This is a genomic window from Aeromicrobium sp., from assembly GCF_023146395.1.
Taxonomy (GTDB): domain Bacteria; phylum Actinomycetota; class Actinomycetes; order Propionibacteriales; family Nocardioidaceae; genus Aeromicrobium.
Genome location: NZ_JAGLCD010000008.1, coordinates 130,182 through 154,621, shown reverse-complemented (window position 1 = coordinate 154,621; position 24,440 = coordinate 130,182). Strand labels below are relative to the sequence as shown.

Below are 24,440 nucleotides of genomic sequence, written 5' to 3'. Positions count from 1 at the left end.
ACCGTGCGCCTCGCCGCCGTCGCCGCGCACTTCGGGCGTGACGTCCCCCGGGCCCTCGAGAAGATCGCGGGCATCATCGGTGACGCCCGCGAGGCGGGCGTCGACCTGCTGGTCCTGCCCGACGCGACGCTCGGCGGGTACCTGGCCGACCTGCGCAGCCCGGACCCGGACGCCCTGCCACCGGCCTTCGCCGAGGGCTCGGCCGAGGTCCAGCAGGTCGCGGCCATGGCCGAGGACATGGTCGTGTGCTTCGGCTACACCGAGGAGACCGTCGCTGACGGGGAGCTCCGGCACCACAACGCGGCGCTCTGCGTCACGGGTGACGGCGTCCTGGGCCGGCACCGGAAGGTGCACCAGCCGGCGGGCGAGTCGCTCGTCTACGCCGCCGGGGACGCGTTCGCGGCGTTCGACACCCCGGTGGGTCGCCTGGGGATGCTGATCGACTACGACAAGACCTTCCCGGAGTCGGCGCGCACGCTCGCGCTCGACGGGGCCCAGGTCATCGCCTGCCTGTCGGCGTGGCCCGCGAGCGTCACCGACCGCGCCTCGCGACTGCCGCAGGACCGTCAGTCGCGACTGTTCGACCTGTACGACAGCGCGCGGGCGGCCGAGAACCAGGTCGTGTGGGTCTCGTCGAACCAGACCGGGGTCATGGGCGGGCTGCGGTTCCTCGGCCAGGCCAAGGTCGTCGGGCCCGGGGGCGACGTGCTGGCCCGCACCTGGTCGAAGGGCGCCCTGGCGGTCGCCGAGGTCGACGTCGCGCTCGAGATCGCGCGCTCGCGGCGGATCCTGCACCACCTCCAGGAGCTCAGCCCGAGCAGCTACGGGCCGGGCGGGTCCCGATGACGACCGGAGCCCAGGGCGAGCTGCGCATCGCGTTGCTGACGTACTCCTCCAAGCCACGCGGCGGCGTGGTCCACACGCTCGCACTCGCGGAGGCGCTCGCGGCACTCGGCCACGACGTGCACGTGTGGACCCTCGCGCGGGGCGGTGACGTGGGCTTCTTCCGACCGGTCGATCCCGCGGTCACGGTGCACGCGGTGCCGTTCCCGGGGGTCGACGGCGAGGAGGTCGGCGCCCGGATCCTGCGGTCGATCGCCGCGCTGGCCGAGGCGTTCGCCCGGGTCCGGACCGGCTATGACGTCGTGCACGCCCAGGACTGCATCAGCGCCAACGCCGTGATGGCCGCCGGAGTGCCGTGCGTGCGGACGATCCACCACCTCGACACGTTCACGACCCCCGAGCTGGCCGCGTGCCACGAACGGGCCGTGACGCGACCCGCGGCGCGGATCTGCGTGTCCGAGGCCGTCGCGGCCGAGGTCCGCCAGGGGTGGGGGCTCGCGCCGAGCGTCATCGCGAACGGGGTCGACGCGGAGCGCTTCGAGGCGGGCGCCGCCGACACGGCCGGTCGCACGCGGTGGGCGGACAAGCTCGGGCCCTACGTCCTGGCGCTGGGCGGGATCGAGCCGCGCAAGGGCAGCATCGACCTGCTCGAGGCCTACGCGATGCTCCGGCGGCGACGACCCGAGCTGCGGCTCGTCTTCGCCGGCGGTGAGACCTTGTTCGACTACCGCGACTACCGCCGTGAGTTCGAGCGTCGCGCGGGTCAGCTCGCGGTCGACCACGAGGTGCTCGGTGCCGTCGACCACGTCGACCTGCCCTCGCTCGTCGCGCAGGCCGAGGCCCTCGCCTTCGTCTCGACCAAGGAGGGCTTCGGGCTCGCCGCGATGGAGGCCCTGGCTGCGGGTGTGCCCGTCGTGGCGCGCGACCTGCCGGTGCTGCGGGAGGTCTTCGGGTCGGCCGTCGCCTACGCCGACTCGCCGCTCGGGATCGCCGCCGCGCTCGCGACCGCCGTGACCTCGCCGCCGCCTCCCTCGGTGGGCCGGGCGCTCGCGCGCAGCTACACGTGGGAGCGGGCGGCCCGGTCGCACGTCGCCTTCTACGAGGCGCACCTCGCAGGTCGCCTGCCCGCCCGATGACGCGCATGCCGATCGGGCGCGCGTTCACGCTCCTGGCCGAGCGCGAGCCCGACCGGCCGGCCATCACGGTGGGGGAGCGGGTCGTGACCCGGGCCGAGCTGGAGTCGCTCGGGAACCGCCTGGCCCGGACCTGGGCGGACGACGGGGTGGGGGTCGACGACCTCGTCACGGTGAGCCTGCCGAACGGGCTCGACGTCGTGCTCGCCTGCGTCGCGGCGTGGAAGCTCGGGGCGACGCCGCAGCCGTTGTCGCCCCGCCTGCCGCCGGCTGAACGTGCCCGTCTGCTGGAGCTCGTGTCGCCCCGGCTGGTCGTGGACCGGCCCGTCCGGATCACCGCGACCGACGACCGGCCCCTCCCGGACGCGGTGGCGTCCTCCTGGAAGGCGCCGACCTCGAGCGGGAGCACGGGCATGCCGAAGCTGCTGCGCGACCCGCACCCGTCGATCGTCGACCCGGACGGCGTGGTGGCCCCGTTCGTGCCGCGCGACGTCGTGCAGCTCGTGTCGGGTCCGTTGTTCCACGCCGCGCCGTTCGTCTACGCGATGCGCGGACTCATGACGGGCCACGAGCTCGTCGTGCTGCCGCAGTTCGACGCGGGCGCGGCGCTGGCCGCGATCGGCCGTCGTCGGGTGGGCTGGACGATGCTCGTGCCGACCACGATGGCGCGGATCTGGGAGCACCCGTCGCGGGCGTCGACCGACGTCTCCTCGCTCCACTCCGTGATGCACCTGGCGGCGCGGTGTCCTGAGCCGCTCAAGCGGGACTGGATCGGCTGGCTCGGCGCCGAGCGGGTCGTCGAGGTGTATGCGGGCACCGAGGCGCAGGGGCTCACGATGATCCGCGGCGACGAGTGGCTCGAGCACCCCGGTTCGGTGGGACGGCCGGTCGCCGGCTCCCGGTTCCGCGCGGTGCGTCCGGACGGGTCGACGTGCGCTCCGGGGGAGGTCGGCGAGCTGCTGATGCGGCGCGACGGCGGGCTGCCCGGCTGGCACGGGCTCGGGGACGCAGGCTGGATCGACGACGGCGGGTACGTGTTCGTGGCGGACCGGCTCGACGACGCGATCACGACGGGGGGCGTCACGGTGCACCCGGCCGACGTCGAGGCGGTCGTCGACGCGCATCCGGCGGTGCTGTCGTCGGTGGCCGTCGGGCGGCCCGATCCTGGTCTCGGCGAGGTCGTGCACGTCGTCGCGGAGTCAGCCGCGGACCCCGGCGAGCTCCTGGCCTGGGTGCGCTCCCGCCTCGACCCCGAGAAGCGCCCCCGCTCCCTCGAGACGACGTCCACGCCGCTGCGCGACGACACCGGCAAGGCCCGCCGCTCCCTCCATCGCTGATCCCCCTCCCGACGAATCGGCGGGCGCGCTGGGCGTCGACCTGCAAACCTGGCGCCCTCGGGAGAGGGTGGAGGTCCCCACGTCGACGCTGCAGGAGGAACACCCATGCCGACCCTCGCGATCATCGGTGCCGGATCCAATCTCGGAGCGGCCGTGGCCCGCCGGTTCGCGCAGGAGGGCTTCTCGGTCGGGCTGGTCTCGCGCAACGTGGGCCGCACCCGCCAGCTCGCGGAGACGCTGCAGGCCGAGGGAATCGAAGCCCGTGGGTACACCGCCGACGTGCGCCGGCCCGCGTCGATCCGCGAGGCGCTCGACGCGATCTCGGCCGACCTCGGACCCATCGACGTGCTGCAGTACAGCCCGCTGCCGGCCAAGGAGTACCTGCGCCCCGTGCTCGAGACGACGGTCGAGGATCTCCAGCCCGCGCTCGAGTTCTCGATCCTCGGTCCGCTCGCCGCGGTGCACCACGTGACCCAGCACATGCGCTTCCTCGGTGGCGGCACGGTGCTGCTGGTCAACGGCGGCAGCGCGGTGCGGCCGGTCGCGAAGTTCGCCGGCACCTCGGTCGCCTTCGCGGGGGAGTCGGCGCTCGGCCAGATGCTGCACGAGGCGCTCGCTCCGGACGACATCCACGTCGGGCAGCTGATCATCCCGGGGTCGATCGAGCCCGGCCACCCGCGCAAGGATCCCGAGGTCCTCGCCGAGCTCCTGTGGACGATGCACCGCGACCACGGCGACTTCCGCGTCTTCGCCCAGGACCTCGACGCCGAGTGAGACCCGCGGTAGATCCCCCGGCTAGGGTCGGCGTCATGACGAACCTGCTGGGAGAGCCGCCGGAGACCCTGCTGCCCGAGGACCCGGGTGCGAGCCGGATCGCGGCGGGCGAGCCCGCGCGCGACGTCGCGGCCACGACCCCCGAGTCGACCCTCGCCTGGGCCCTGCTCGCCGCCGAGGCGCTCGCCGGAGGCAGCGACGTCGAGGGCTACGCCTTCGCGCGCACGTCGTACCACCGCTCGCTCGACCTGCTCCGTCGCAACGGCTGGAAGGGCTTCGGCCCGGTGCCGTGGGCGCACGAGCCCAATCGTGGCTTCCTGCGCTCGCTGGCCGTGCTGGCCGACGGGTCGGAGCGCCTCGGCGACGCGCCCGAGGCCCACCGCTGCCGCGAGTTCCTGCGCGAGTCGAGCCCGGAGGCGTACGCGATCCTCGTCGGCTGAGGCGCCACCTCAGGACGCCGCGGCGGGGCCCAGCACGATCCACCGCTCGCTGCGGCGGCGGTGCTCGAGCGTGACCCAGCGGGCACCGATGAAGCCCGCGTAGGCGATCCACAGCCACGTCAGTCCCGCGTCCGCGACGCCGACGAGCAGCACGAGCGGCGCGTACACGATCAGGACCACGATGCCGGCAGCCGCAAGGTAGCGGCCGTCGCCCGCGCCGATCAGCACGCCGTCGAGCACGAAGACCGCACCGGAGAGCGGCTGCACGAGCGCGGCCGCCAGCACGGCGGGCACGAGCACGGCCGCGACGTCCGAGTCGCTCGTGAACGCGCCAGGGACCCAGGGGCTCGCGAGCGCCAGGACCGTCCCGATCACGGCCCCGACGCCCCAGCCCCAGCGCACCATCTGCCCGGTCAGCGCTCGGGTCAGGTCCGCGTCGCCGGCCCCGAGGGAGCGGCCGGTCAGGGTCTGGCCGGCGATCGCCAGGGCGTCGAGGGCGAAGGCGCACAGCGTCACGAGCGTCGCCGTCACCTGGTGCGCTGCGAGCGACGCGTCGCCGAACGTCGCGGCCACGGCGGTCGCCAGCAGCACCGCGATCCGGAGCGTCCCGGTGCGCACCAGGAGGGGCACGCCGGCGCGGGCAGCCTGCAGCAGCGCGTCCAGCCGGGGCCGTCCGCTGACCTCGCCCGTGCGCAGCTGGCGCAGGACCGCAGCGGTGAGCCAGGCCGCGGCGCCCCACTGCGCGACGACCGTGCCGAGCGCCGCCCCTGCCACGCCCCAGCCGAGGCCGTAGATCAGCACGGCGTTCAGGGCGACGTTGGCCCCGCAGCTCGACACCGTGACGACGAGCGGAGTCCTCAGGTCGAGCACCCCGCGCAGGGCGCCGGTGGCGGCCAGCATCAGCAGCGCCGCCGGCACCCCGGCCGCGCTGATGCGCAGGTACGTCGCTGCGTGCCCCGCGACGTCGGGGGAGCTCGCGAGCGCGGTCGCGACGGGTCCGGCCGTCGCGACCGTCAGCACGGCCAGCACGACTCCGAGCGACGCGGCGAGCCAGAGCCCGCCCACGGCCTGGGCGCCGGCCTCGGCCTCCCGGCCGGCCCCGTGGCTGCGGGCGACGGCCGAGGTCGTGCCGTAGGCGAGGAACACGCACAACCCGATCGCGGTGGTCAGCACGACCGAGGCGACCGCGAGCCCGGCGAGCTCGGGCGTGCCGAGGTGGCCGATCATCGCGGTGTCGGCCAGCAGCATGACCGGCTCGGCCACGAGGGCCGCGAACGCCGGCACCGCGACCGCGAGGATCTGGCGCGACGTCCCGGCGCGAGGCGCGGGACGGCTCACGGGCGGGTCGGCACCAGCAGTCGCCAGGCGCCGGGCTCCAGGGTCCACGTGTGGGTCGTGGCCGGGTCGGTGAGCTCGCCGTCGGAGTTGCCGGGGATGCCCTCGCGCAGGGCCGATCCGCGCACCAGGACCGACAGGGTCGTGCCGCGCACGGGCTCGGTGTCGTCACCCTCGACGTGGCGACCGCTGCGGAGCTTCCAGGCGTACTTCAGCCGCCGCAGGGGCCGGTCCGCCCACGACACGACGACGTCGAGCCGGCCGTCGAAGGGGTCGGCCTGGGGGAGCAGCGGGGTGCCGCCGCCGATGTACCGCCCGTTGCCGACCGCGACCTGGAGCAGGCGCCCCCGGACGGGCACGGCCTCACCGTCGACGTGGACCTCGCCCCGGAACCCCTCGGCCGAGAAGCCCGAGGCGATCGCGCCCACCGCGTAGCCGACGATGCCGAATCGTTCCTTCCACGGCTTGGCGGCCACGGCGGCATCGGCGCCGACCCCGACGTGCGCGGCGTTGACCACGACCGAGCCGTCGCCGGCGCGGATCAGGTCGACGTCGCGCTCGGTCGCCTCGAGCAGGTCCCGCGCCGTGGCGACCGGGTCGGTGGGGTCGACCTCGATCGTGCGGGCGAAGTCGTTGCCGGTGCCGAGCGGCACGAGGCCCACGACGACGTCGCGCAGGCGGTCGACGTGGTCCAGCGCCGCCACCACGGCGTGCAGGCTGCCGTCGCCGCCCAGCACCACGACGGTGCCGTCGGCAGGGACCCGGGTGAGTGCGGAGGTGAGGTCGTCGAGGTCGGACGTGCGGGCCACCGTGACCTCGACGCGGTCGCGCAGTGCCGCCACGACCTGGTCGACGACGTCGTCCGCGCTGCTGCCCGCCGCGGAGTTCACGACCACGGTCCACGGTGACGACGACCGTCGGTCTGGGGTGCTCATGATGGAGACAGTAGGGCTCCGGCGGCTAGACTGCCGTCGCAAGAGCCCCTCGTGAGGGGCTTGTCTCATGTCGTGAGGGGTGGGCCCGCATGCCCGCAGTCGTGATCGTCGGCGCCCAGTGGGGCGACGAGGGCAAGGGCAAGGCGACCGATCTGCTCGGCAGTCGGGTCGACTACGTGGTCAAGTTCAACGGCGGCAACAACGCCGGCCACACCGTCGTCATCCCGCAGCCCGACGGCAGCTCGGAGAAGTACGCGCTCCATCTCCTGCCGAGCGGCATCCTGACGCCCGGCTGCATCCCGGTCATCGGCAACGGCGTCGTGGTCGACCTCGACGTGCTGTTCGAGGAGATCGACGGCCTCAACGCCCGGGGCATCGACACGAGCGCTCTGCTCGTGAGCGCCAACGCCCACGTCATCGCCGACTACAACCGCACGCTCGACAAGGTCACCGAGCGGTTCCTGGGCAGCCGCAAGATCGGCACCACGGGCCGCGGCATCGGCCCCACCTACGCCGACAAGATGAACCGGCTCGGGGTGCGGGTGCAGGACATCTTCGACGAGAAGATCCTGCGGGCCAAGGTCGAGGGCGCGCTCGAGCTCAAGAACCAGATGCTCACCAAGGTCTACAACCGGCGGGCGGTCGGTGTCGACGAGATCGTCGATCAGCTGCTCGTGCACGCCGAGCGCCTCGCGCCCATGGTCGCCGACACGCCGCTGCTGCTGCACGAGGCGCTGCGCCGCGACGAGACCGTCCTGCTCGAGGCCGGCCAGGCCACGCTGCTCGACGTCGACCACGGCACGTACCCGTTCGTGACCTCGTCGTCGGCCACCACCGGGGGCGCCTGCACCGGATCGGGCATCGCCCCGACCGAGATCTCCCGGGTCATCGGCATCGTCAAGGCCTACGCCACGCGCGTCGGCGAGGGGCCGTTCCCGACCGAGCTCACGGGAGACGTCGATCCGGCCGGCGACGGCGAGCGGCTGCGCACCGCCGGTGGCGAGTTCGGCACCACGACCGGCCGCCCCCGCCGCACCGGCTGGTACGACGCGCCGATCGCCCGCTACGCGGCGCGCATCAACGGCGTCACCGACTTCGTGCTGACCAAGCTCGACGTCCTGACCGGCTGGGAGCAGATCCCGGTCTGCGTGGCGTACGACGTCGACGGCGAGCGGGTCGACGAGATGCCCATGACCCAGACCGGCTTCCACCACGCCACGCCGATCTACGAGTTCTTCCCCGGCTGGACCGAGGACCTGTCGTCGGCGCGCGACTTCTCCGATCTTCCCGCCAACGCGCAGTCGTACGTGCGCGAGCTCGAGGCCCTGAGCGGCGCGCGCATCTCCGCCGTCGGCGTCGGCCCGGGCCGGGAGGAGACCGTGGTCCTGCACGACCTGCTCTGATGTGACCAAGGTCATGGACTCAAGGCCCATTGCGTTCACCGCGGCGCTGATCTGCTCTGTTAGTTTCCTCACGCCACGCTGCTGGCCGGCGGTACACGTGACCGAGCTGACGGGCCGCGGCGCGGATCATCCTCGGGGGAATCGCGAGGATCAAACCGCAACCGAAGGATCCTCATCATGTTCTTGAAATGTGGCGTGCCACGCCTCGCGTCCCGGCTCGGAGCCAGTCTTGCGGTCACAGCTCTCGCAGCCTCCGCCCTCGCTCTCTCGTCGGCTCCGGCCGGCGCGGCTCCGGGCGACCCCTTCGACCCGACCCGGGCGACGATCTTCATCGCCCAGCAGGCGCCGACCGCGCTGTTCACCGCCACCACGGACGGAAGCGGCGCCGTGACGTTCAACCCTGAGGGGCCGAACTCGGGCGTCTCGTACAACGCCATCGGCTTCGACGAGGCCACGGGCTACATCTTCGGCATCGCCTCCAGCGACCGCCCCGCCGGTGACGGCGTGACGGCGATCGAGGCGGGCAGCCTGGTGCGGATCGGCGAGAACGGTGTCGTCACGCAGGTCGGACCGACGATCTTCGGTGGGCACCACGTCGGCGTCGCCTACGAGGGCCACCTCTACATCAACAACGGCAGCACGACGCTGACGGCGATCGACATGGCCACGGGGCTCGAGAACGCCGCGCGCTCGCAGACGTTGTCGGCCGAACCTGGCGTGGCCGACCTCGCGGAGGTGGGTGGCTATTTCTGGGGCATCAACTCCACCGGGACGATGACCCGCGTCGACCCCGGCACGGGCGAGGTCGACTTCTTTGCGACCGAGGCGACGGGTGAGACGCCCTACGTCTATGGTGCCGCGTGGACCTACGGCAACGGCAACCTCGGCTTCTCCAACAACACGACCGGGACGGTTCGACAGATCTCGATCGCGGACCCGGCCAGTGACGCGCCGACCTTCACCTTCGTCGCCTCGAGCCCCGGCCCCACGACGAACAACAACGACGGCACGGCGGCGCTCGGTGCGCCCGCCGATCTCGGCGTCGTCAAGACAGGCCCCGACCAGGCAGTGGCTGGCCTGCCCATCGAATACACGCTGACCGTCACCAACATGGGCCCCGGCAGCTCGAGCGGTCACGTGGTCTCCGACACGGTGCCGACCGGTGTGGTGGACGTCGCGAGCGACGACGCGGGCTGCTCCGTGAGCAGCAGCACGGTGACCTGCGTCGGTGGCGCCCTGGCTGTCGGCGAGTCCGCCGAGTACACGATCACCGCCCGGGTGGAGGCCACGAGCACCGGGGCCTTGACGAACTCCGCATCTGTGCTCGGCAATGAGTCCGACCCTGTGACGGACAACAACACCTCCACGTTCACCTCGAACGTGGTGCAGCCCGATCCTGCCCTGGAGATCACGAAGCTCGCCGAGCTGAACGACGCCAACGGCAACGGCCTGGCCGATGTGAACGAGACGATCGACTTCAGTTTCGTCGTCGAGAACACGGGGAACGTGGACCTCACGGACGTCACGGTCGACGACCCCATGGTGACCGGGCTCGATCCCGCGACGGCCGACATCGCGGTCGACGACGAGGTCCTGTTCACGTCTGACCCGTACACGGTCACGGCCGAGGACGTCGCCGCGGGCGAGATCGTCAACACGGCGACGGCTTCGGGTGCCGACCCCTTCGGGGATCCGGTCGAGTCCGACGGATCGACGACGCGGACCGCGACGTTCGTGCCGCCCGCTCCCGGTGGTTCCGGGGGCGGTGGAGGTGCCGGTGGACTGCTGCCCTCGACGGGCGCGCCGGTCTGGCTCATGTCGGGAGTCGTCGGCGCGGCCATGGTCGGCGCCGGGGCCTGGCTGATGCGTCGACGTCTCACGGGCCGTCACGCCGCCTGACCTGAGCACGTGACAGTGAAGGGCTCCGCCTGCGGGCGGGGCCCTTCACCTGTCTCGCGAGCCTGGTGACGACGAGGTGGGCCACGAGACCGCGGCGGCCGGTAGGGTCGTGTCGTGTGAAGACCCTCGTGATCGGCACCGGCGGCCGCGAGCACGCGCTCGCCCTGGCACTGTCTCGCGACCCGGGCGTCTCGGAGGTGCACGCCGCTCCCGGCAACCCCGGCATCGCGCAGGTCGCGACCCTGCACGACGTCGACCCGCTCGACGGCGAGGCGGTGGCCCGGCTCGCCACCGACCTCGGGGTCGAGCTCGTCGTGATCGGCCCGGAGGCCCCCCTCGTCGCGGGCGTCGCCGACGCGGTCCGCGCCGCTGGCATCGACTGCTTCGGGCCCAGTGCCGCCGCGGCGCAGATCGAGGGGTCCAAGGCGTTCGCCAAGGAGGTCATGGCGGCCGCCGAGGTGCCCACCGCGATGGCGCGCGTGTGCACGACGCAGGAGGAGATCGAGGCGGCGCTCGACGCGTTCGGCGCCCCCCACGTCGTCAAGGACGACGCGCTCGCGGCCGGCAAGGGCGTCGTGGTGACCGACGACCGGCAGGAGGCCCTCGACCACGCACTGTCCTGCGACCGGGTCGTGATCGAGGAGTTCCTCGACGGTCCCGAGGTGTCGCTGTTCGCGATCACCGACGGATCGACGGTGCTGCCGCTGCAGCCGGCGCAGGACTTCAAGCGTGCCCTCGACGGCGACGAGGGCCCGAACACCGGTGGCATGGGCGCCTACACGCCGCTGCCGTGGGCGCCGGACGACCTCGTGGCCGAGGTGACCCGGCGGGTGCTCGTGCCCACGGTCGAGGAGATGGCCCGCCGCGGCACCCCGTTCAGCGGCCTCCTCTACGCGGGTCTTGCGCTGACGAGTCGTGGCGTTCGCGTCATCGAGTTCAACGCCCGGTTCGGCGACCCCGAGACGCAGGCGCTGCTGGCGATGCTCCGCACGCCGATCTCGGCCCTGCTGCGCGGCGCGGCCAACGGAACGCTCGCCGAGGTCGGTCTGCCGCAGTGGACGGGGGGCTCGGCCGTCGCGGTCGTGATGGCCTCGGCCGGCTACCCCGCCACCAGCAGCTCCGGCGACCGTATCCTCGGTGTCGACGCGGCGAACGCGATCGAGGGCGTCGACGTGATCCACGCAGGCACCGCGCTCGACCCGGACGGCCATCTGGTCACCGCGGGTGGGCGGGTGCTCGCCGTGACGGGTGTCGGCGAGGATCTCGAGCAGGCCCGCGTGCGTGCGTACTCCGGCGTCGACGCGATCATCATCGAGGGCGGCCAGCACCGCACCGACATCGCGCTCAAGGCCGAGCTCGGCGAGATCGCCCCCTGACCCTCCCGCCCCGGTAGGCGGTGACCTAGCGTCGGTCTGGCTCGTCGGCTCCCGCCTGGCGGTGACCTCGCGTCCGTCTTCGCTCGCCGAACGGACGCTGACGCACCGCCCGGGGCTCGGAACGGACGCTGACGCACCGCCGGGGGCGGTCGGGCCGGAGGCCCCTGCGAGAATGGGCCGGTGACCGCACCGAACGTCCTCGCCTCGCGCTACGCCTCCGCCGAGCTCGCCCGACTCTGGTCGCCCGAGCACAAGATCGTGCTGGAGCGCCAGCTCTGGATCGCGGTCCTGAAGGCGCAGCGCGATCTGGGCATCGAGACCCCCGACGGCGTCGTCGAGGCCTACGAGGCGGTCGTCGACCAGGTCGACCTCGACTCGATCGCGGCCCGGGAGCGCGTCACGCGCCACGACGTCAAGGCTCGGATCGAGGAGTTCGCCGCCCTCGCCGGTACCGAGCACATCCACAAGGGCATGACCTCGCGCGACCTCACCGAGAACGTCGAGCAGCTGCAGGTCAGGGCCTCCCTCGAGCTCGTGCGCAGCCGCGTCGTGGCGACGCTGGCGCGCCTGGGCCACCTCGCGGGCGAGAACGCCGAGCTCGTCATGGCAGGCCGCAGCCACAACGTCGCCGCGCAGGCCACCACGATGGGCAAGCGCTTCGCCACGGTCGCCGACGAGCTCCTGGTCGCGCTCGGTCGTCTCGACTCGCTCCTGGAGCGCTACCCGCTGCGCGGCATCAAGGGCCCCGTCGGCACGGGTCAGGACATGCTCGACCTGCTCGGGGGAGACGTGGCCCTCCTGGCCGAGCTGGAGGACCGGGTCGCGGCCCACCTGGGCTTCGCGACGGTCCTGACGAGCGTCGGCCAGGTCTACCCGCGCTCGCTCGACTACGACGTCGTCACGGCGCTGGCCCAGACCGTGGCCGCGCCGAGCAACCTCGCCACGACGATCCGTCTGATGGCCGGCAACGAGCTCGTGACCGAGGGCTTCAAGCCCGGCCAGGTCGGCTCCAGCGCGATGCCGCACAAGATGAACACCCGCTCGTGCGAGCGCGTCAACGGCCTCGCGGTCGTCCTGCGCGGCTACGTCTCGATGATCGGCGAGCTCGCGGGCGACCAGTGGAACGAGGGCGACGTCTCGTGCTCGGTCGTGCGGCGCGTGGCCCTGCCCGACGCGTTCTACGCGACCGACGGGCTGTTCGAGACCTTCCTGACGGTGCTCGACGAGTTCGGGGTCTTCCCTGCCGTCGTGCAGCGCGAGCTCGACCGCTACCTGCCGTTCCTCGCCACCACGAAGGTCCTGATGGCCGCCGTCCGCGCGGGGGTCGGCCGCGAGGCTGCGCACGAGGCCATCAAGGAGCACGCCGTCACGGTGGCCCTCGAGATGCGCGAGCAGGGCACGGCGGAGAACGACCTGTTCGCGCGCCTGGCCGCCGACGACCGTCTCGGCCTGTCCGAGGCCGACCTGGCCTCGCTCGTGGCCGAGCCGATCGCGTTCACGGGTGCCGCCACCCACCAGGTCGCCGAGGTCCTCGCGCGGATCCAGGAGGTCCTGGACGCCGACCCGGAGGCCGCCGCGTACGCCCCCGGCGCGATCCTCTGAGCGACCACTAGCCTGATCCCGTGACGCCTGAGATCCCCGGAGCCACCCACCTGCACTCGGGCAAGGTCCGCGACCTGTACACGCTGCCCGACGGGCACCTGCTGATGGTCGCCTCCGACCGCATCAGCGCGTTCGACCACGTCCTCAGCCCGGGCATCCCCGACAAGGGCGAGATCCTGACGCGGATGTCGCTGTGGTGGTTCGACCAGCTCGCCGACCTCGTGCCGCACCACGTGCTCTCGACCGATGTGCCCGAGCAGGTCGCCGGGCGGGCCGTCGTGTGCGAGAACCTCGCGATGTTCCCCGTCGAGTGCGTCGCGCGCGGCTACCTCACGGGCTCGGGCCTGATCGACTACACCCAGACCGGCGCGGTGTGCGGCGTGCCGTTGCCCGACGGGCTCGTCGACGGCTCGCGTCTGCCCGCGCCGATCTTCACGCCCGCCACCAAGGCCGAGATCGGCGAGCACGACGAGAACGTCGACTTCGAGCACGTCGTGGACGAGGTCGGGCCGCAGATCGCCGAGCGGCTGCGGGAGCTGACGCTCGCGGTGTACGCGCGGGCCGAGGGAGTCGCCCGCGAGCGCGGCATCATCCTGGCCGACACCAAGCTGGAGTTCGGGGCCCGCGCCGACGGCACGATCGTGCTGGCCGACGAGGTGCTCACCCCGGACTCCTCCCGCTTCTGGCCGGCCGACGACCTGCGCCCCGGTGGCCCGCAGCCGTCCTACGACAAGCAGATCGTGCGCAACTGGCTGCTGTCGGACGAGTCGGGCTGGGACAAGGCCGGCGACGCGCCGCCGCCGTCGCTGCCGCCGGAGGTCGTCGAGCGCACCCGGGCGCGGTACATCGAGGCCTACGAGCGGCTCACCGGGCTGACCTTCTAGCCCGCCGAGCCCGACTCGCCCGCCGCGCGGCTCGCCCGCGCGTACAGGCGGCGCCCCGGCGAGCTGGTGACACCGTGCACCACGGTGCTGGCGGCCACCACGGCGGTTCCGGCGGCCAGCACGGGGGTCGCGTCCGCGGCCGGCAGTCGCTCGGCGAGCAGGGTCAGGTAGAAGACCGCGGAGACGCCGATCGGTCCGAACCAGCCGAGGAACACCGCATCGCGCCACGCGAGCCGCAGCGGCCGGCGCAGCAGCAGCACCCAGGGCAGGCGGCGCAGGAGCAGGGCGCCGGCGACGACGAGCAGCAGGGCCCAGCCGAGGTCGCGCCACGCGGCCCACGGCAGGACGCCCCCCAGCACCACGAACCCGGGGAGCAGCACGAACCGGTTGATCGCCTCGTCGAGCACCATGGCGTCCATCCGGTCGCTTCCCGACGTGGTCGCGTTCAGGGTCAGGCCGGTGATGAAGACCGCGAGCACGCCGCCGACGTCGAGCAGCACCGCGGCGCCCAGCACCCCGACGGCGAGCACCAACGTGAAGACCAGGACCGGCGCGGTGTCGGTCGCGCCGTGGTGCTCGCCGGAGCGGATGGCGCGCCCGGCGACCCACCCGGCCACGACGCCCAGCGCGAGCGCGCCGAGCACCTCGCGCCCGATCTCGACACCGGTCTCGCCGCCGGTGGCCAGGCCGAGCGGCACGAGCGCGAGGAGGACCAGCGGGAGCGCGAGCCCGTCGTTCGCGCCGGACTCCAGCGACAGGACCTGCCGGGTGCGCGCCGGCAGGTCCCGCTCCGCCGGCGTGCCGGTGACGACGCTCGAGGCGAGCACCGGATCGGTCGGGCACAGCGCGCAGCCGAGGGCGAAGGCGGCCGCGAGCCCGAGCCCCAGGGGCCAGGCGACCACGGTGGTAGCGAGCGCCATGAGCGGCATGACCACGAGCAGCAACAGGGCCACGGGGCCCCGGAGCCGCCAGGCGTCGCGGGCCGGATAGCGCAGCGCCACGGCCATGACCGAGATCGCCAGCAGGACCCGGGCGATCTCGTGCAGCTCCTCGGAGCGTTCGGTCACGGCCGGCAGGTCGACCAGGCCGGTGGCTGCCGGACCGAGGGCGGCGCCGACGGCCAGGGCCAGCAGCGGCTCCGAGAGCGGCAGCTCGCGCAGGCGCGCGGAGAGCGTGGCCACGAGCAGGCCCAGCAGCCCGACGGTGACCAGCACGGTGGCAGTGGTCGTCACAACTGGCTCCGTTCCTCTTGAGGGCACATGAGTTCATGCTCGTGGCCACCAGACGTGCTGTCGAGCCGTGGGTAGGCTGTGACGCGCACCGCATTCCCACCATCAAGGAGCCGTCGTGGCCAATCTCGCCGCCCTGCTGGAGAATTCCGCCCAGACCTACGCCGAGCGCACGGCGATCGTGTTCGGTGACACCAAGCTGACCTACGCCCAGGTCAACGGCGCGGCCAACCAGGTCGCGAACCTCCTGGTCGAGCGTGGCGTCAAGCCCGGCGACAAGGTGGCGCTGTCCTGCCCGAACCTGCCGTACTTCTCGATCATCTACTACGGCATCCTCAAGGCCGGCGCGACGGTCGTGCCGCTCAACGTGCTCCTGAAGGCCCGCGAGGTCGCCTACCACCTGGACGACTCCGACGCGGTTGCCTACTTCGCCTTCGAGGGCACGGCTGACCTGCCGATCGGCGAGGCCGCGTGGGACGGCTTCCAGGCCACCGACTCCTGCCGGGAGTTCTTCCTGATCAAGCTCGACTCGGCCGCCCCGGCGCCGCTGGAGGGCCCGGAGCACTACGCACCGCTCGTGGCCGCCCAGCCGCCCGCCTTCGAGACGGTCGAGCGCGACGACGACGACACCGCCGTGATCCTCTACACCTCCGGCACGACGGGCCAGCCCAAGGGCGCCGAGCTGCGGCACCGCAACATGCGCGACAACGCGCTGGCGGGCACCGAGCTGTTCGCCGCGAACCCCGAGACCCCGGACACCTACCTGTGCGTCCTGCCGCTGTTCCACTCGTTCGGACAGACCGTGATCCAGAACGGCGCGTTCGCGTTCGGCGGCACCGTCGTGATGTTGCCGCGCTTCGAGGCCGAGCCGGCGATCGGGCTGATGCTGCGCGAGAAGGTCACGTTCTTCGCCGGCGTCCCCACGATGTACTGGGGTCTGCTCGGTGCGTTGACCCCGGAGCACCCGGTCGCCGAGATCGCCGCGAACCTGCGGGTCGCCGCCGCCGGCGGGTCCGCCCTCCCCGTCGAGGTGCACAAGAACTTCAAGGAGCGCTTCGGCGTCACGATCCTCGAGGGCTACGGCCTCTCGGAGACCTCGCCCGTGGCCTCGTTCAGCGTGTTCGGCGAGGAGCCGCGGGTCGGCTCGATCGGCAAGCCGATCCCGGGCGTCGAGATGAAGCTCATCAACGACGACTGGAGCGACGTCCCCGACGGCGACCCCGAGGCGATCGGCGAGATCGCGATCAAGGGCCACAACATCATGAAGGGCTACTACGGTCGCCCCGAGGCCACCGCCGAGGCGATCCGCGACGGCTGGTTCCGCTCCGGCGACCTGGGCAAGAAGGACGCCGACGGCTACTACTTCATCGTCGACCGCTCCAAGGACATGATCATCCGCGGCGGCTACAACGTGTACCCGCGCGAGATCGAGGAGGTGCTGATGCAGCACCCGGCGGTCTCGCTCGTCGCGGTCATCGGCGTCCCGCACGAGTCGCACGGCGAGGAGATCAAGGCGGTCGTCGTCAAGAACAAGGACCACGACGACGTCACCGAGGAGACCCTCGTGGCGTGGGGCAAGGAGCAGTTCGCGGCGTACAAGTACCCGCGCGTCGTGGAGTTCCGCGACGAGCTGCCGATGACCTCCACCGGCAAGATCCTCAAGCGTGAGCTGAGCTGACGGCGATGTCGGCAGCAGGATGGCACCCGGACCCCGAGGGCCGGCACGAGTACCGCTACTGGGACGGCACGGTCTGGACCGAGCACGTCAGCAACCAGGGCACCCAGTCGGTCTCCCCGCTGGGAGCGCCGCCGGTGCAGGCCGGCGCCGCGGCGGGCGCGGCGGGCGGTGGTGCCCCGCAGCAGTCGGGCGGCCTGACCCCGCAGCCGGCCGTGGGTGGCGACCCGTGGGCCGGCCTGTCGGGTGACCTGGTCGACGGCACGTTCAGCGAGGTGGAGGGCATCGGCCCGCGCAAGCAGAACAACCGGCTGCTGCGGGTGCGCATCGCCGAGCCGTTCATGGCCAAGCAGGGCTCCATGGTGGCCTACCAGGGCAACGTCGACTTCCAGTACTCCGGCGGCGGCGCGGCCAAGTTCCTCAAGAAGGCGCTGACGGGCGAGGGCCTGTCGCTCATGGGCGTCAGCGGGCAGGGCGACGTGTTCCTCGCCGACACCGGCAAGCACGTCCACATCCTGCAGATCGAGAACGGTGGTCTGTCGGTCAACGGCAACGCCGTGCTGGCGTTCAGCGCGTCGCTGGACTGGAACGTCGAGCGGGTCAAGGGCGGCAGCATGGTCGCCGGGGGCCTGTTCAACACGACCCTGCGGGGCACGGGGTGGGTCGCCATCACGACCGACGGTGAGCCGGTCGTGCTCAATCCCGCCGAGGCCGCCACGTACGCCGACGCCAACGCGCTCATCGCGTGGTCACTGGGCCTGCAGACCTCGATCAAGTCCAGCTTCACCGCCGGCTCGTTGATCGGTCGTGGCTCGGGCGAGGCGTTCCAGGTCGCGTTCCAGGGGGCCGGGTTCGTCATCGTGCAGCCGTCCGAGGGACCCCAGGTCCCCACCACGGGCTGACACCGCTCTCCGACCGCCCCCGGCTCCGTCGCCCCGACGGTCCCGGGGGCGTCGTCGTTCCGTGGCGCGGGGGAGGCGGTGAATCCTCCACCGAATCAGGGCGCATTGGGTGGAGGATCCACCGCCCACCGGCGAACTGCAGGCTCCGCGTGCCGTCCTGGCCGAGGTCGCCGATAGACTTCAGCCATGCCCCGCGTGATCGTCGACGTCATGCCCAAGCCCGAGATCCTCGACCCGCAGGGGAAGGCCGTCCACGGCGCCCTCCCGCGGCTCGGCTTCGACGGCGTCACCGATGTCCGCCAGGGCAAGCGCTTCGAGCTCGAGGTCGCCGCGACCGACGAGGCGACGCTCGCCGAGGTCGCCCAGATCGCCGAGACGCTGCTCTCGAACCCGGTCATCGAGGACTACACCGTGCGGGTGGACGCCTGATGAAGGTCGGAGTCGTCACGTTCCCGGGATCGCTCGACGACGTCGACGCGCGCCGCGCGGTGCGGGTCGCCGGGGCCGAGCCGGTCGCGCTGTGGCACGGCGACCACGACCTGCAGGGCGTCGACGCGATCGTGCTGCCGGGCGGGTTCTCCTACGGCGACTACCTGCGCTGCGGCGCGATCGCCCGCTTCGCGCCGATCATGACCGAGGTCGTCGAGGCCGCGAACGCCGGCGTCCCGGTGCTCGGCATCTGCAACGGCTTTCAGATCCTGTGCGAGTCGCACCTCCTGCCCGGTGCCCTGATCCGCAACGACCACCGCACGTTCGTGTGCCGCGACCAGCAGCTCGTGATCGAGAACGCGTCGACCGCGTGGACGTCGGACTACACCGCGGGCCAGACCATCACGGTGCCGCTCAAGAACGGTGAGGGCGGCTTCGTCGCCGACGCCGCGACGCTCGACGCCCTCGAGGGCGAAGGCCGGGTCGTCGCGCGCTACGGCGGCGTCAACCCCAACGGGTCGTTGCGCGACATCGCCGGCATCACGAACGAGCGCGGCAACGTGGTCGGCCTGATGCCGCACCCCGAGCACGCGGTCGAGGAGCTCACGGGCCCCGGCACCGACGGCCTGGGGTTCTTCACCTCGGTCCTGACCTCGCTGGTGGCCCGATGACGCTCCCGATCAGCGCCGCCGTCCTGCTGGTCGTGGCCGGTGCCTGGAACCTGATCATCTGGCCGCAGTTCGCCAAGCGGATCATCGCCGACCCCCGCTCGCGCGACGAGAACGGCGGACGCACCACGTTCTTCACGGTGCACGCCATCCTCATCACGGTGTCGCTCGCGCTCGGCCTCGCGGTCGGGTTCGTGGGACTCGTCGCGCTGTTCCAGTAGCCCAGCACCGATCCCGAGGGGGAGAGACATGGCCACCGAAGTTCGACGCAACGACGACGCGGGACGCTACGAGATCCTGGTGGACGGGGCCGTCGCCGGCTTCACCGAGATCAAGCCCCGCGACGGCGTCCTGATCATGCCGCACACCCTGGTCGACGACGCCTACTCGGGCCAGGGTCTCGCCAAGACCTTGGTGACGGGCGCGCTCGACGACATCCGTGAGCGCGGCGAACGCATCAAGCCGGTGTGCTCGTACATCCGGTCCTTCCTCGAGAAGAACCCGTCGTACACCGACCTCGTCGCCTGACTCAGACAGCCGACGTGGGGCAACGCACGTCGACCGATGCGGGACCGAGCGTGGTTTCGCGATAGGCTGAGGGCGGAGGCCCGCTGTTCAGTCCAATGCTGGACCCTGTGTCGTGCGACATGCCGGCACCGTCTCGAGGGCCCCGAAGCACCATCTCGCAGCGCGACGTCGTGTCGCGCGCCGGTGCCCGAACTCGTCTGAGAGATACGTGAACTCCACACCTGTCGACACTGCGTCGACCCCGTCCACCCTGCCCACCGTCACCGGTTTCGCCGACTACGGGCTGCCCAAGCCGCTCGTCAAGGCGCTCGCGCGCCAGGGCATCGTCGAGCCGACCCCGATCCAGCAGGTCGTCATCCCGGCGGCTCTGTCCGGCGTCAACGTGCTGGGCCGCGCCCGCACCGGATCGGGCAAGACCCTGTCGTTCGGTATCCCCGTGCTCGACACGCTGGCCGGCGGCCAGCGCCGCTCGCGTGCCCCGCGCGGCCTGATCCTCGTGCCGACCCGTGAGCTCGCCTCGCAGATCGAGCGCGACATCGCCGGCATGGCCGAGGCCCTGCACCTGCGCACCATGACGGTGCTCGGCGGCGTCCCGATCGGGCGTCAGGCCGCGCGCCTGCGCGACGGCGTCGACCTCGTGGTCGCCACGCCGGGTCGTCTGACCGACCTGATCGACCGCAAGGCCGTGACCCTCGACGATCTCGAGATCATCGTGCTCGACGAGGCCGACCACCTCTGCGACCTGGGCTTCTACAAGCCGATCGACGCACTGCTGACCGCCACACCGCGCTCGGCCCAGCGCCTCCTGCTGTCGGCCACGCTCGACGGCGACGTCGACAAGCTCGTCAAGCGTCATCTGCCGGCCCACGTGCTGCACGACGTGGCCGAGCCGCTCGTCGAGCAGGGCGAGATGACCCACCACGTCGTGGTGGCCGAGCGCACCGAGAAGCTGCAGGTCGTGCGCGACCTCCTGGCGAACACGCCTCGCACGATCGTGTTCGCCCGCACCCGTCGCGGCGCCGCCCGCGTCGCGCGGCAGCTCACGCAGGCCGGCATCGAGGCCGTCGACCTCCACGGCGACCTCGACCAGCGCAAGCGTGAGCGCAACCTGGCGCGCTTCTCCTCCGGGGACGCCCAGGTCATCGTGGCGACCGACATCGCCGCGCGTGGCATCCACGTCGACGACGTGCCGCTCGTGCTGCACTTCGACGCCCCGGCCGAGCACAAGGCCTACACCCACCGGTCCGGTCGCACGGCGCGTGCGGGCGAGTCGGGCACCGTCGTCACGATGACGACCCCCGAGGACCTGCGCGACCTCCTCCAGCTGCAGCGCAAGGCCGGCGTCACCGCACGCCAGCACCGGCGCCACGAGCTGGCCTCGCCGTTCACGGTCGAGTCGATGGCCACCACGGGCCGCCCGGGCGAGACCGCCCCGGCGGCCGGCGGTCGCGGCGGCGAGCACGGCCAGGGGCGCCCCGGTGGCGCTCGTGGCGGCAACGGTGGCTCGCGCCGCCGGCGCCCCCGGGGTCAGGGCGGCCAGGGCGGTCGTCCGCAGGCGTCCGGTCGCGGCCAGGGCCAGGGCGGCCAGCAGCACCGTTCCGGTGGTCGCGCCGGCGGCGCCTCGCGCTGATCGCGGGACCGGGGCGGTGAGTGAGTCGGCTATCGCGGGACCGGGGCGGTGAGTGAGTCGGCTATCGATCCCCTCGAAAGCCGACTCACTCACCGCTGGCGCGAGGGATAGCCGACCTACTCACCGCCCGGGGGTCTGGTCCGTGGCGGCCGGTGTGCTGCCGCCGGGGGCGGGGAGGCACGGTTCCGCCATAGTGGACCCGTGCTGGTGAGGAACAGGTGGCGCCGGATCGCGCTGATCGGCCCCGCGTTCATCGCGGCCGTCGCGTATGTCGACCCGGGCAACGTGGCCACCAACGTCACGGCCGGTGCGACCTTCGGCTACACCCTCGTCTGGGTCGTCGTGCTGGCCAACGTCATGGCGGTGCTGGTGCAGTACCTCTCGGCCAAGCTCGGCCTCGTGACCCGGCGCTCGCTCGCGACGCACCTGGGGGAGCGACTGCCCCGGGCGCCCCGGATCGCCTATTGGCTCCAGGCCGAGGCCATCGCGATCGCGACCGACCTCGCCGAGGTCGTCGGCGGCGCGATCGCCCTGTACCTGCTGTTCGACCTCCCGCTCGTGCTCGGCGCCGGCGTCACGGTCGTGGTCTCGGTGCTGATCCTGATGATCGGCGACCGCCACGGCCAGGGCGCGCTCGAGCGCACGATCATGGGATTCCTCGCGCTCATCGCCGTGGGGTTCGTCGCGGGCCTGGTCGTCGCCCCGCCCGCGCCGATCGATCTCGTGGGGGGCCTCGTGCCGCGCTTCGACGGGGCCGAGAGCGTGCTGCTGGCGTCGGGCATCATCGGCGCGACCGTGATGCCGCACGTCATCTACCTGCACTCCAGCCTCACGGTCGACCGGCTCGGTCCGCGGGCCGAGGGGCTCAGCGTGCCGACGCTGCTGCGGGTGACCCGGGTCGACGTCGCCTCGGCCCTCGTCCTGGCGGGGCTCCTCAACCTCTCGCTCCTGGTGCTCGCCGCGTCCGCGCTGTTCGGGATCGACGGCACCGACACCCTCACGGGCGTCCACGAGGTCGTGACGTCCGAGCTCGGGGCCGGGGTGGCGCTGCTGTTCGCCGTCGCGCTGCTCGGCTCGGGCCTGGCCTCGACCTCGGTCGGCAGCGCGGCCGGTGCCGAGGTCATGCAGGGCCTGCTGGGCATCCGGTTGCCCCGGCTGGTGCGCCGGCTCGTCACGGCGATCCCCGCGGTCGTGGTGCTGGCCATCGGGATCGAGCCCAGCCGGGCGCTCGTCGTCTCCCAGGTCGTGCTCTCGCTCGGGATCCCGTTCGCGCTCGTGCCGCTCGTGCTGCTGACGTCGCGCGCGTCGGTCATGGGCGAGCACGTCAACCGCCGGTTCGTGACCGCCTCGGCCTGGGCGGTCGCCGCGGTGGTCATCAGCCTGAACCTCGCGCTGCTCTGGCTCACGTTCGGCGGCTGACCAGTCGCGGGTGTGCCATGATCCCGGGGTGGCGATGACACCCTTGCGGATCCCGCGGGACCTCGGTGCCGCTCGCGTCAACCTGGTCGACAAGGTGCGGCGGCGTCCGCTCGCCGACCTGCGGCCCATGCCGCGCGAGGTCGTGCGCGAGAACGAGCGGTTCACGCTCTACCGCTACGACCGCGCCGACGGGGTGCGGCCGCACGGCAAGCCGCTGTTCCTGACACCGCCGCTCGCGGCACCCGCCCTGGCCTTCGACCTGCGGCGCGGCTGCAGCGTCGCCGAGTACTTCGTCGACCAGGGGCGCGACGTGTACCTCGTCGACTACGGGCCCGTGAACTTCGGCCACCGGGCGCTCGGCATCGAGCACTGGGTCGACAAGCTCCTGCCGGAGGCCCTCGCCGAGGCGTCGGTCGACTCCGGCGGGCAGGACCTGCACATGGCCGGCTGGAGCCTGGGGGGCATCTTCACGATGTTCACCGCGGCGGCGCGGCAGGACCTGCCAGTCGCCTCCGTCACGGCGGTGGCGAGCCCCTTCGACCTGCGTCAGGTGCCGCTGCTCGCGCTCGCGCGACCCGTCGACCGCGTGCTCGGGGGCCTGGTCGGTCCGACGTACCGTGCGCTCGGCGGGGTGCCGGCGCCGCTGACCAAGTGGGGCTTCCAGCTGTCGGCGGCCGACAAGTACCTGACCAAGCCGATCTCGATGCTGACGCACGCCGACGACCGCGACTTCCTCGCCCAGCTCGAGGCCGTCGACCGGTTCATGAGCAGCATGTACGCCTACCCCGGCCGCACGTTCGGCCAGCTGTACCACGTCATCATGCGGACCAACGAGTTCGCGACGGGCACGATGCAGCTCGGCGGACGGCCGGTGCGGCTGGCCGACATCGACGTGCCGGTGCTGGTGGTGGCGGGCCTCAACGACACGCTGGCCCCCCTGCCGGCCGTCGAGCATCTGCTCGACCTCGTCACGGGGGCGCCCCGCACCCAGCTCCTCCAGGCGCCGGGCGGGCACCTGGGCGTGCTCACGGGCCGCGCCGCCGGGCGCACCACCTGGCCCGGCATGCAGGGCTTCTTCACGACCGTCGACTGAGGCAGGTCGGCGGAGGGAGTCCGCGGGCGGTGGCACGATAGGTCCATGCCGGAGATGCCCGAGGTCGACGCGCTCGTCGCGGACCTGCGCCACCGCATGGTCGGGGCCGTCGTGGCCGGCGTCGAGCCGGCCTCGTTCGCGGTGCTGAAGACGTTCGACCCGCCGCCGGACGCGCTGCTGGGCCTGGCCGTCACGGGCGTCCACCGGCACGGCAAGTTCATCGACGTCGACGTCGACGGCCTGCACCTCGTGATCCACCTGGCGAAGGCCGGCTGGATCCGGTGGTCCGACCACCTCGCGACGAAGCGGGTCACGATGGGTCCTGGGCCCATCGCGCTGCGCGTGCGCCTCGACCACGGCGACGGTCCGACGATCGGGTTCGACCTCACCGAGGCGGGCACCCGCAAGGGTCTGGCGGTCTACGTCGTGCGCGACCCCGCCGACGTGCCCGGGATCGCGGCCCTCGGCCCTGACCCGCTCGCCGACGGCTTCGACCTGCGCCCCCTGCTGCAGCGACGCATGCAGGTCAAACGTCTCCTGCGCGACCAGAAGATCATCGCCGGCATCGGCAACGCCTACAGCGACGAGATCCTGCACGCCGCGAAGCTGTCGCCGTTCGCGATCGCCGAGTCACTCGACGACGAGGAGGTCGAGCGCCTCGCGGCCGCCGTCCAGCAGGTCCTGACCGAGGCCCTCCAGGAGGCGCACGGCAAGCCACCGGCCGAGCTCAAGGACGACAAGCGCACGCGCATGCGCGTGCACGGGCGCACCGGCGAGGCGTGTCCGGTGTGCGGTGACACCGTCGCGGAGGTCGTCTTCGCCGATTCCTCGCTGCAGTACTGCCCGACCTGTCAGACCGACGGCAAGCCGCTCAAGGACCGCTCCACCAGCAAGTTCGTCAAGTAG

The 24,440-nt window shown here is 72.5% G+C and carries 23 protein-coding genes; 20 read left to right on the top strand and 3 right to left on the bottom strand.

The genetic code is table 11. From position 1 onward, the window contains the following. Nucleotides 1–3 precede the first annotated feature (3 nt). From KAG51_RS07405 to KAG51_RS07385, 5 genes are all read left to right on the top strand, one after another. Entirely contained in the window at nucleotides 4–846 is an 843-nt protein-coding gene (locus KAG51_RS07405; RefSeq protein ID WP_290582185.1) for a carbon-nitrogen hydrolase family protein, read from the top strand. Further along, on the top strand, nucleotides 843–1,979 hold the full coding sequence (locus KAG51_RS07400; RefSeq protein ID WP_290582183.1) for an MSMEG_0565 family glycosyltransferase: 1,137 nt from the start codon (nucleotides 843–845) through the stop codon (nucleotides 1,977–1,979). Before KAG51_RS07405 ends, KAG51_RS07400 begins: the two co-directional genes overlap by 4 nt. Beyond that, entirely contained in the window at nucleotides 1,976–3,313 is a 1,338-nt protein-coding gene (locus KAG51_RS07395; protein WP_290582181.1) for an AMP-binding protein, read from the top strand. The genes KAG51_RS07400 and KAG51_RS07395 overlap by 4 nt, the downstream gene beginning before the upstream one ends. 105 nt (nucleotides 3,314–3,418) lie before the next feature. After that, complete coding sequence (locus tag KAG51_RS07390; RefSeq protein ID WP_290582179.1) at nucleotides 3,419–4,087, top strand: SDR family NAD(P)-dependent oxidoreductase; 669 nt, start codon at nucleotides 3,419–3,421, stop codon at nucleotides 4,085–4,087. Nucleotides 4,088–4,122: 35 nt separating this feature from the next. Then, nucleotides 4,123–4,527, top strand: coding sequence for a DUF3151 domain-containing protein (locus tag KAG51_RS07385; protein ID WP_290582177.1), 405 nt, complete (start codon nucleotides 4,123–4,125; stop codon nucleotides 4,525–4,527). A gap of 9 nt (nucleotides 4,528–4,536) precedes the next feature. Here the strand turns inward: KAG51_RS07385 and KAG51_RS07380 are convergent, their stop codons facing one another. Further along, a complete protein-coding gene (locus tag KAG51_RS07380) occupies nucleotides 4,537–5,865 on the bottom strand; it encodes an MATE family efflux transporter (RefSeq protein WP_290582175.1) in 1,329 nt (442 codons plus the stop codon). Beyond that, complete coding sequence (locus KAG51_RS07375) at nucleotides 5,862–6,797, bottom strand: diacylglycerol kinase family protein (RefSeq protein WP_290582173.1); 936 nt, start codon at nucleotides 6,795–6,797, stop codon at nucleotides 5,862–5,864. The genes KAG51_RS07380 and KAG51_RS07375 overlap by 4 nt, the downstream gene beginning before the upstream one ends. Before the next feature lie 89 nt (nucleotides 6,798–6,886). On the opposite strand from KAG51_RS07375, the gene KAG51_RS07370 reads away from it, so the two are divergent. The 5 genes from KAG51_RS07370 to KAG51_RS07350 all read left to right on the top strand — a co-directional run bounded on the left by KAG51_RS07370 (nucleotide 6,887) and on the right by KAG51_RS07350 (nucleotide 13,961). Beyond that, entirely contained in the window at nucleotides 6,887–8,200 is a 1,314-nt protein-coding gene (locus KAG51_RS07370) for an adenylosuccinate synthase (protein WP_290582171.1), read from the top strand. A 177-nt stretch (nucleotides 8,201–8,377) separates the two neighbouring features. Continuing rightward, on the top strand, nucleotides 8,378–10,099 hold the full coding sequence (locus KAG51_RS07365; RefSeq protein ID WP_290582169.1) for a DUF11 domain-containing protein: 1,722 nt from the start codon (nucleotides 8,378–8,380) through the stop codon (nucleotides 10,097–10,099). A gap of 116 nt (nucleotides 10,100–10,215) precedes the next feature. Next, nucleotides 10,216–11,475, top strand: coding sequence for a phosphoribosylamine--glycine ligase (gene purD / locus KAG51_RS07360; RefSeq protein WP_290582167.1), 1,260 nt, complete (start codon nucleotides 10,216–10,218; stop codon nucleotides 11,473–11,475). Nucleotides 11,476–11,655: 180 nt separating this feature from the next. Next, on the top strand, nucleotides 11,656–13,077 hold the full coding sequence (gene purB / locus KAG51_RS07355; protein ID WP_290582165.1) for an adenylosuccinate lyase: 1,422 nt from the start codon (nucleotides 11,656–11,658) through the stop codon (nucleotides 13,075–13,077). A gap of 20 nt (nucleotides 13,078–13,097) precedes the next feature. After that, a complete protein-coding gene (locus KAG51_RS07350; RefSeq protein WP_290582163.1) occupies nucleotides 13,098–13,961 on the top strand; it encodes a phosphoribosylaminoimidazolesuccinocarboxamide synthase in 864 nt (287 codons plus the stop codon). On the opposite strand, the gene KAG51_RS07345 is transcribed toward KAG51_RS07350, so the two are convergent. Continuing rightward, nucleotides 13,958–15,193, bottom strand: a complete 1,236-nt coding sequence (locus KAG51_RS07345; RefSeq protein ID WP_290582161.1) for a cation:proton antiporter — start codon at nucleotides 15,191–15,193, stop codon at nucleotides 13,958–13,960. The genes KAG51_RS07350 and KAG51_RS07345 overlap by 4 nt on opposite strands. Nucleotides 15,194–15,308: 115 nt before the next feature. Here KAG51_RS07345 and KAG51_RS07340 point away from each other — a divergent pair, with 115 nt between their 5' ends. The 10 genes from KAG51_RS07340 to KAG51_RS07295 all read left to right on the top strand — a co-directional run bounded on the left by KAG51_RS07340 (nucleotide 15,309) and on the right by KAG51_RS07295 (nucleotide 24,440). Beyond that, nucleotides 15,309–16,868 carry a long-chain fatty acid--CoA ligase gene (locus tag KAG51_RS07340; RefSeq protein WP_290582160.1) on the top strand — a complete coding sequence of 520 codons (1,560 nt, stop codon included), beginning with the start codon at nucleotides 15,309–15,311 and terminating at the stop codon, nucleotides 16,866–16,868. A gap of 5 nt (nucleotides 16,869–16,873) precedes the next feature. Then, nucleotides 16,874–17,767, top strand: a complete 894-nt coding sequence (locus KAG51_RS07335) for an AIM24 family protein (RefSeq protein ID WP_290582158.1) — start codon at nucleotides 16,874–16,876, stop codon at nucleotides 17,765–17,767. Nucleotides 17,768–17,953: 186 nt separating this feature from the next. Next, complete coding sequence (gene purS, locus KAG51_RS07330) at nucleotides 17,954–18,196, top strand: phosphoribosylformylglycinamidine synthase subunit PurS (protein ID WP_290582156.1); 243 nt, start codon at nucleotides 17,954–17,956, stop codon at nucleotides 18,194–18,196. Next, nucleotides 18,196–18,867, top strand: a complete 672-nt coding sequence (gene purQ, locus KAG51_RS07325; RefSeq protein WP_300234571.1) for a phosphoribosylformylglycinamidine synthase subunit PurQ — start codon at nucleotides 18,196–18,198, stop codon at nucleotides 18,865–18,867. The genes purS and purQ overlap by 1 nt, the downstream gene beginning before the upstream one ends. Continuing rightward, nucleotides 18,864–19,085: an SCO4848 family membrane protein gene (locus tag KAG51_RS07320; protein ID WP_290582154.1), complete on the top strand. Its 222-nt coding sequence runs from the start codon at nucleotides 18,864–18,866 to the stop codon at nucleotides 19,083–19,085. Before purQ ends, KAG51_RS07320 begins: the two co-directional genes overlap by 4 nt. A gap of 10 nt (nucleotides 19,086–19,095) precedes the next feature. After that, nucleotides 19,096–19,392, top strand: coding sequence for a GNAT family N-acetyltransferase (locus tag KAG51_RS07315; protein WP_290582500.1), 297 nt, complete (start codon nucleotides 19,096–19,098; stop codon nucleotides 19,390–19,392). A 208-nt stretch (nucleotides 19,393–19,600) separates the two neighbouring features. Continuing rightward, a complete protein-coding gene (locus tag KAG51_RS07310; protein ID WP_290582152.1) occupies nucleotides 19,601–21,022 on the top strand; it encodes a DEAD/DEAH box helicase in 1,422 nt (473 codons plus the stop codon). A gap of 207 nt (nucleotides 21,023–21,229) precedes the next feature. Continuing rightward, nucleotides 21,230–22,441, top strand: coding sequence for an Nramp family divalent metal transporter (locus tag KAG51_RS07305; protein ID WP_290582498.1), 1,212 nt, complete (start codon nucleotides 21,230–21,232; stop codon nucleotides 22,439–22,441). A gap of 34 nt (nucleotides 22,442–22,475) precedes the next feature. Continuing rightward, complete coding sequence (locus KAG51_RS07300; RefSeq protein WP_290582496.1) at nucleotides 22,476–23,534, top strand: alpha/beta fold hydrolase; 1,059 nt, start codon at nucleotides 22,476–22,478, stop codon at nucleotides 23,532–23,534. Between the two features lie 45 nt (nucleotides 23,535–23,579). Then, on the top strand, nucleotides 23,580–24,440 hold the full coding sequence (locus tag KAG51_RS07295) for a DNA-formamidopyrimidine glycosylase family protein (RefSeq protein WP_290582150.1): 861 nt from the start codon (nucleotides 23,580–23,582) through the stop codon (nucleotides 24,438–24,440).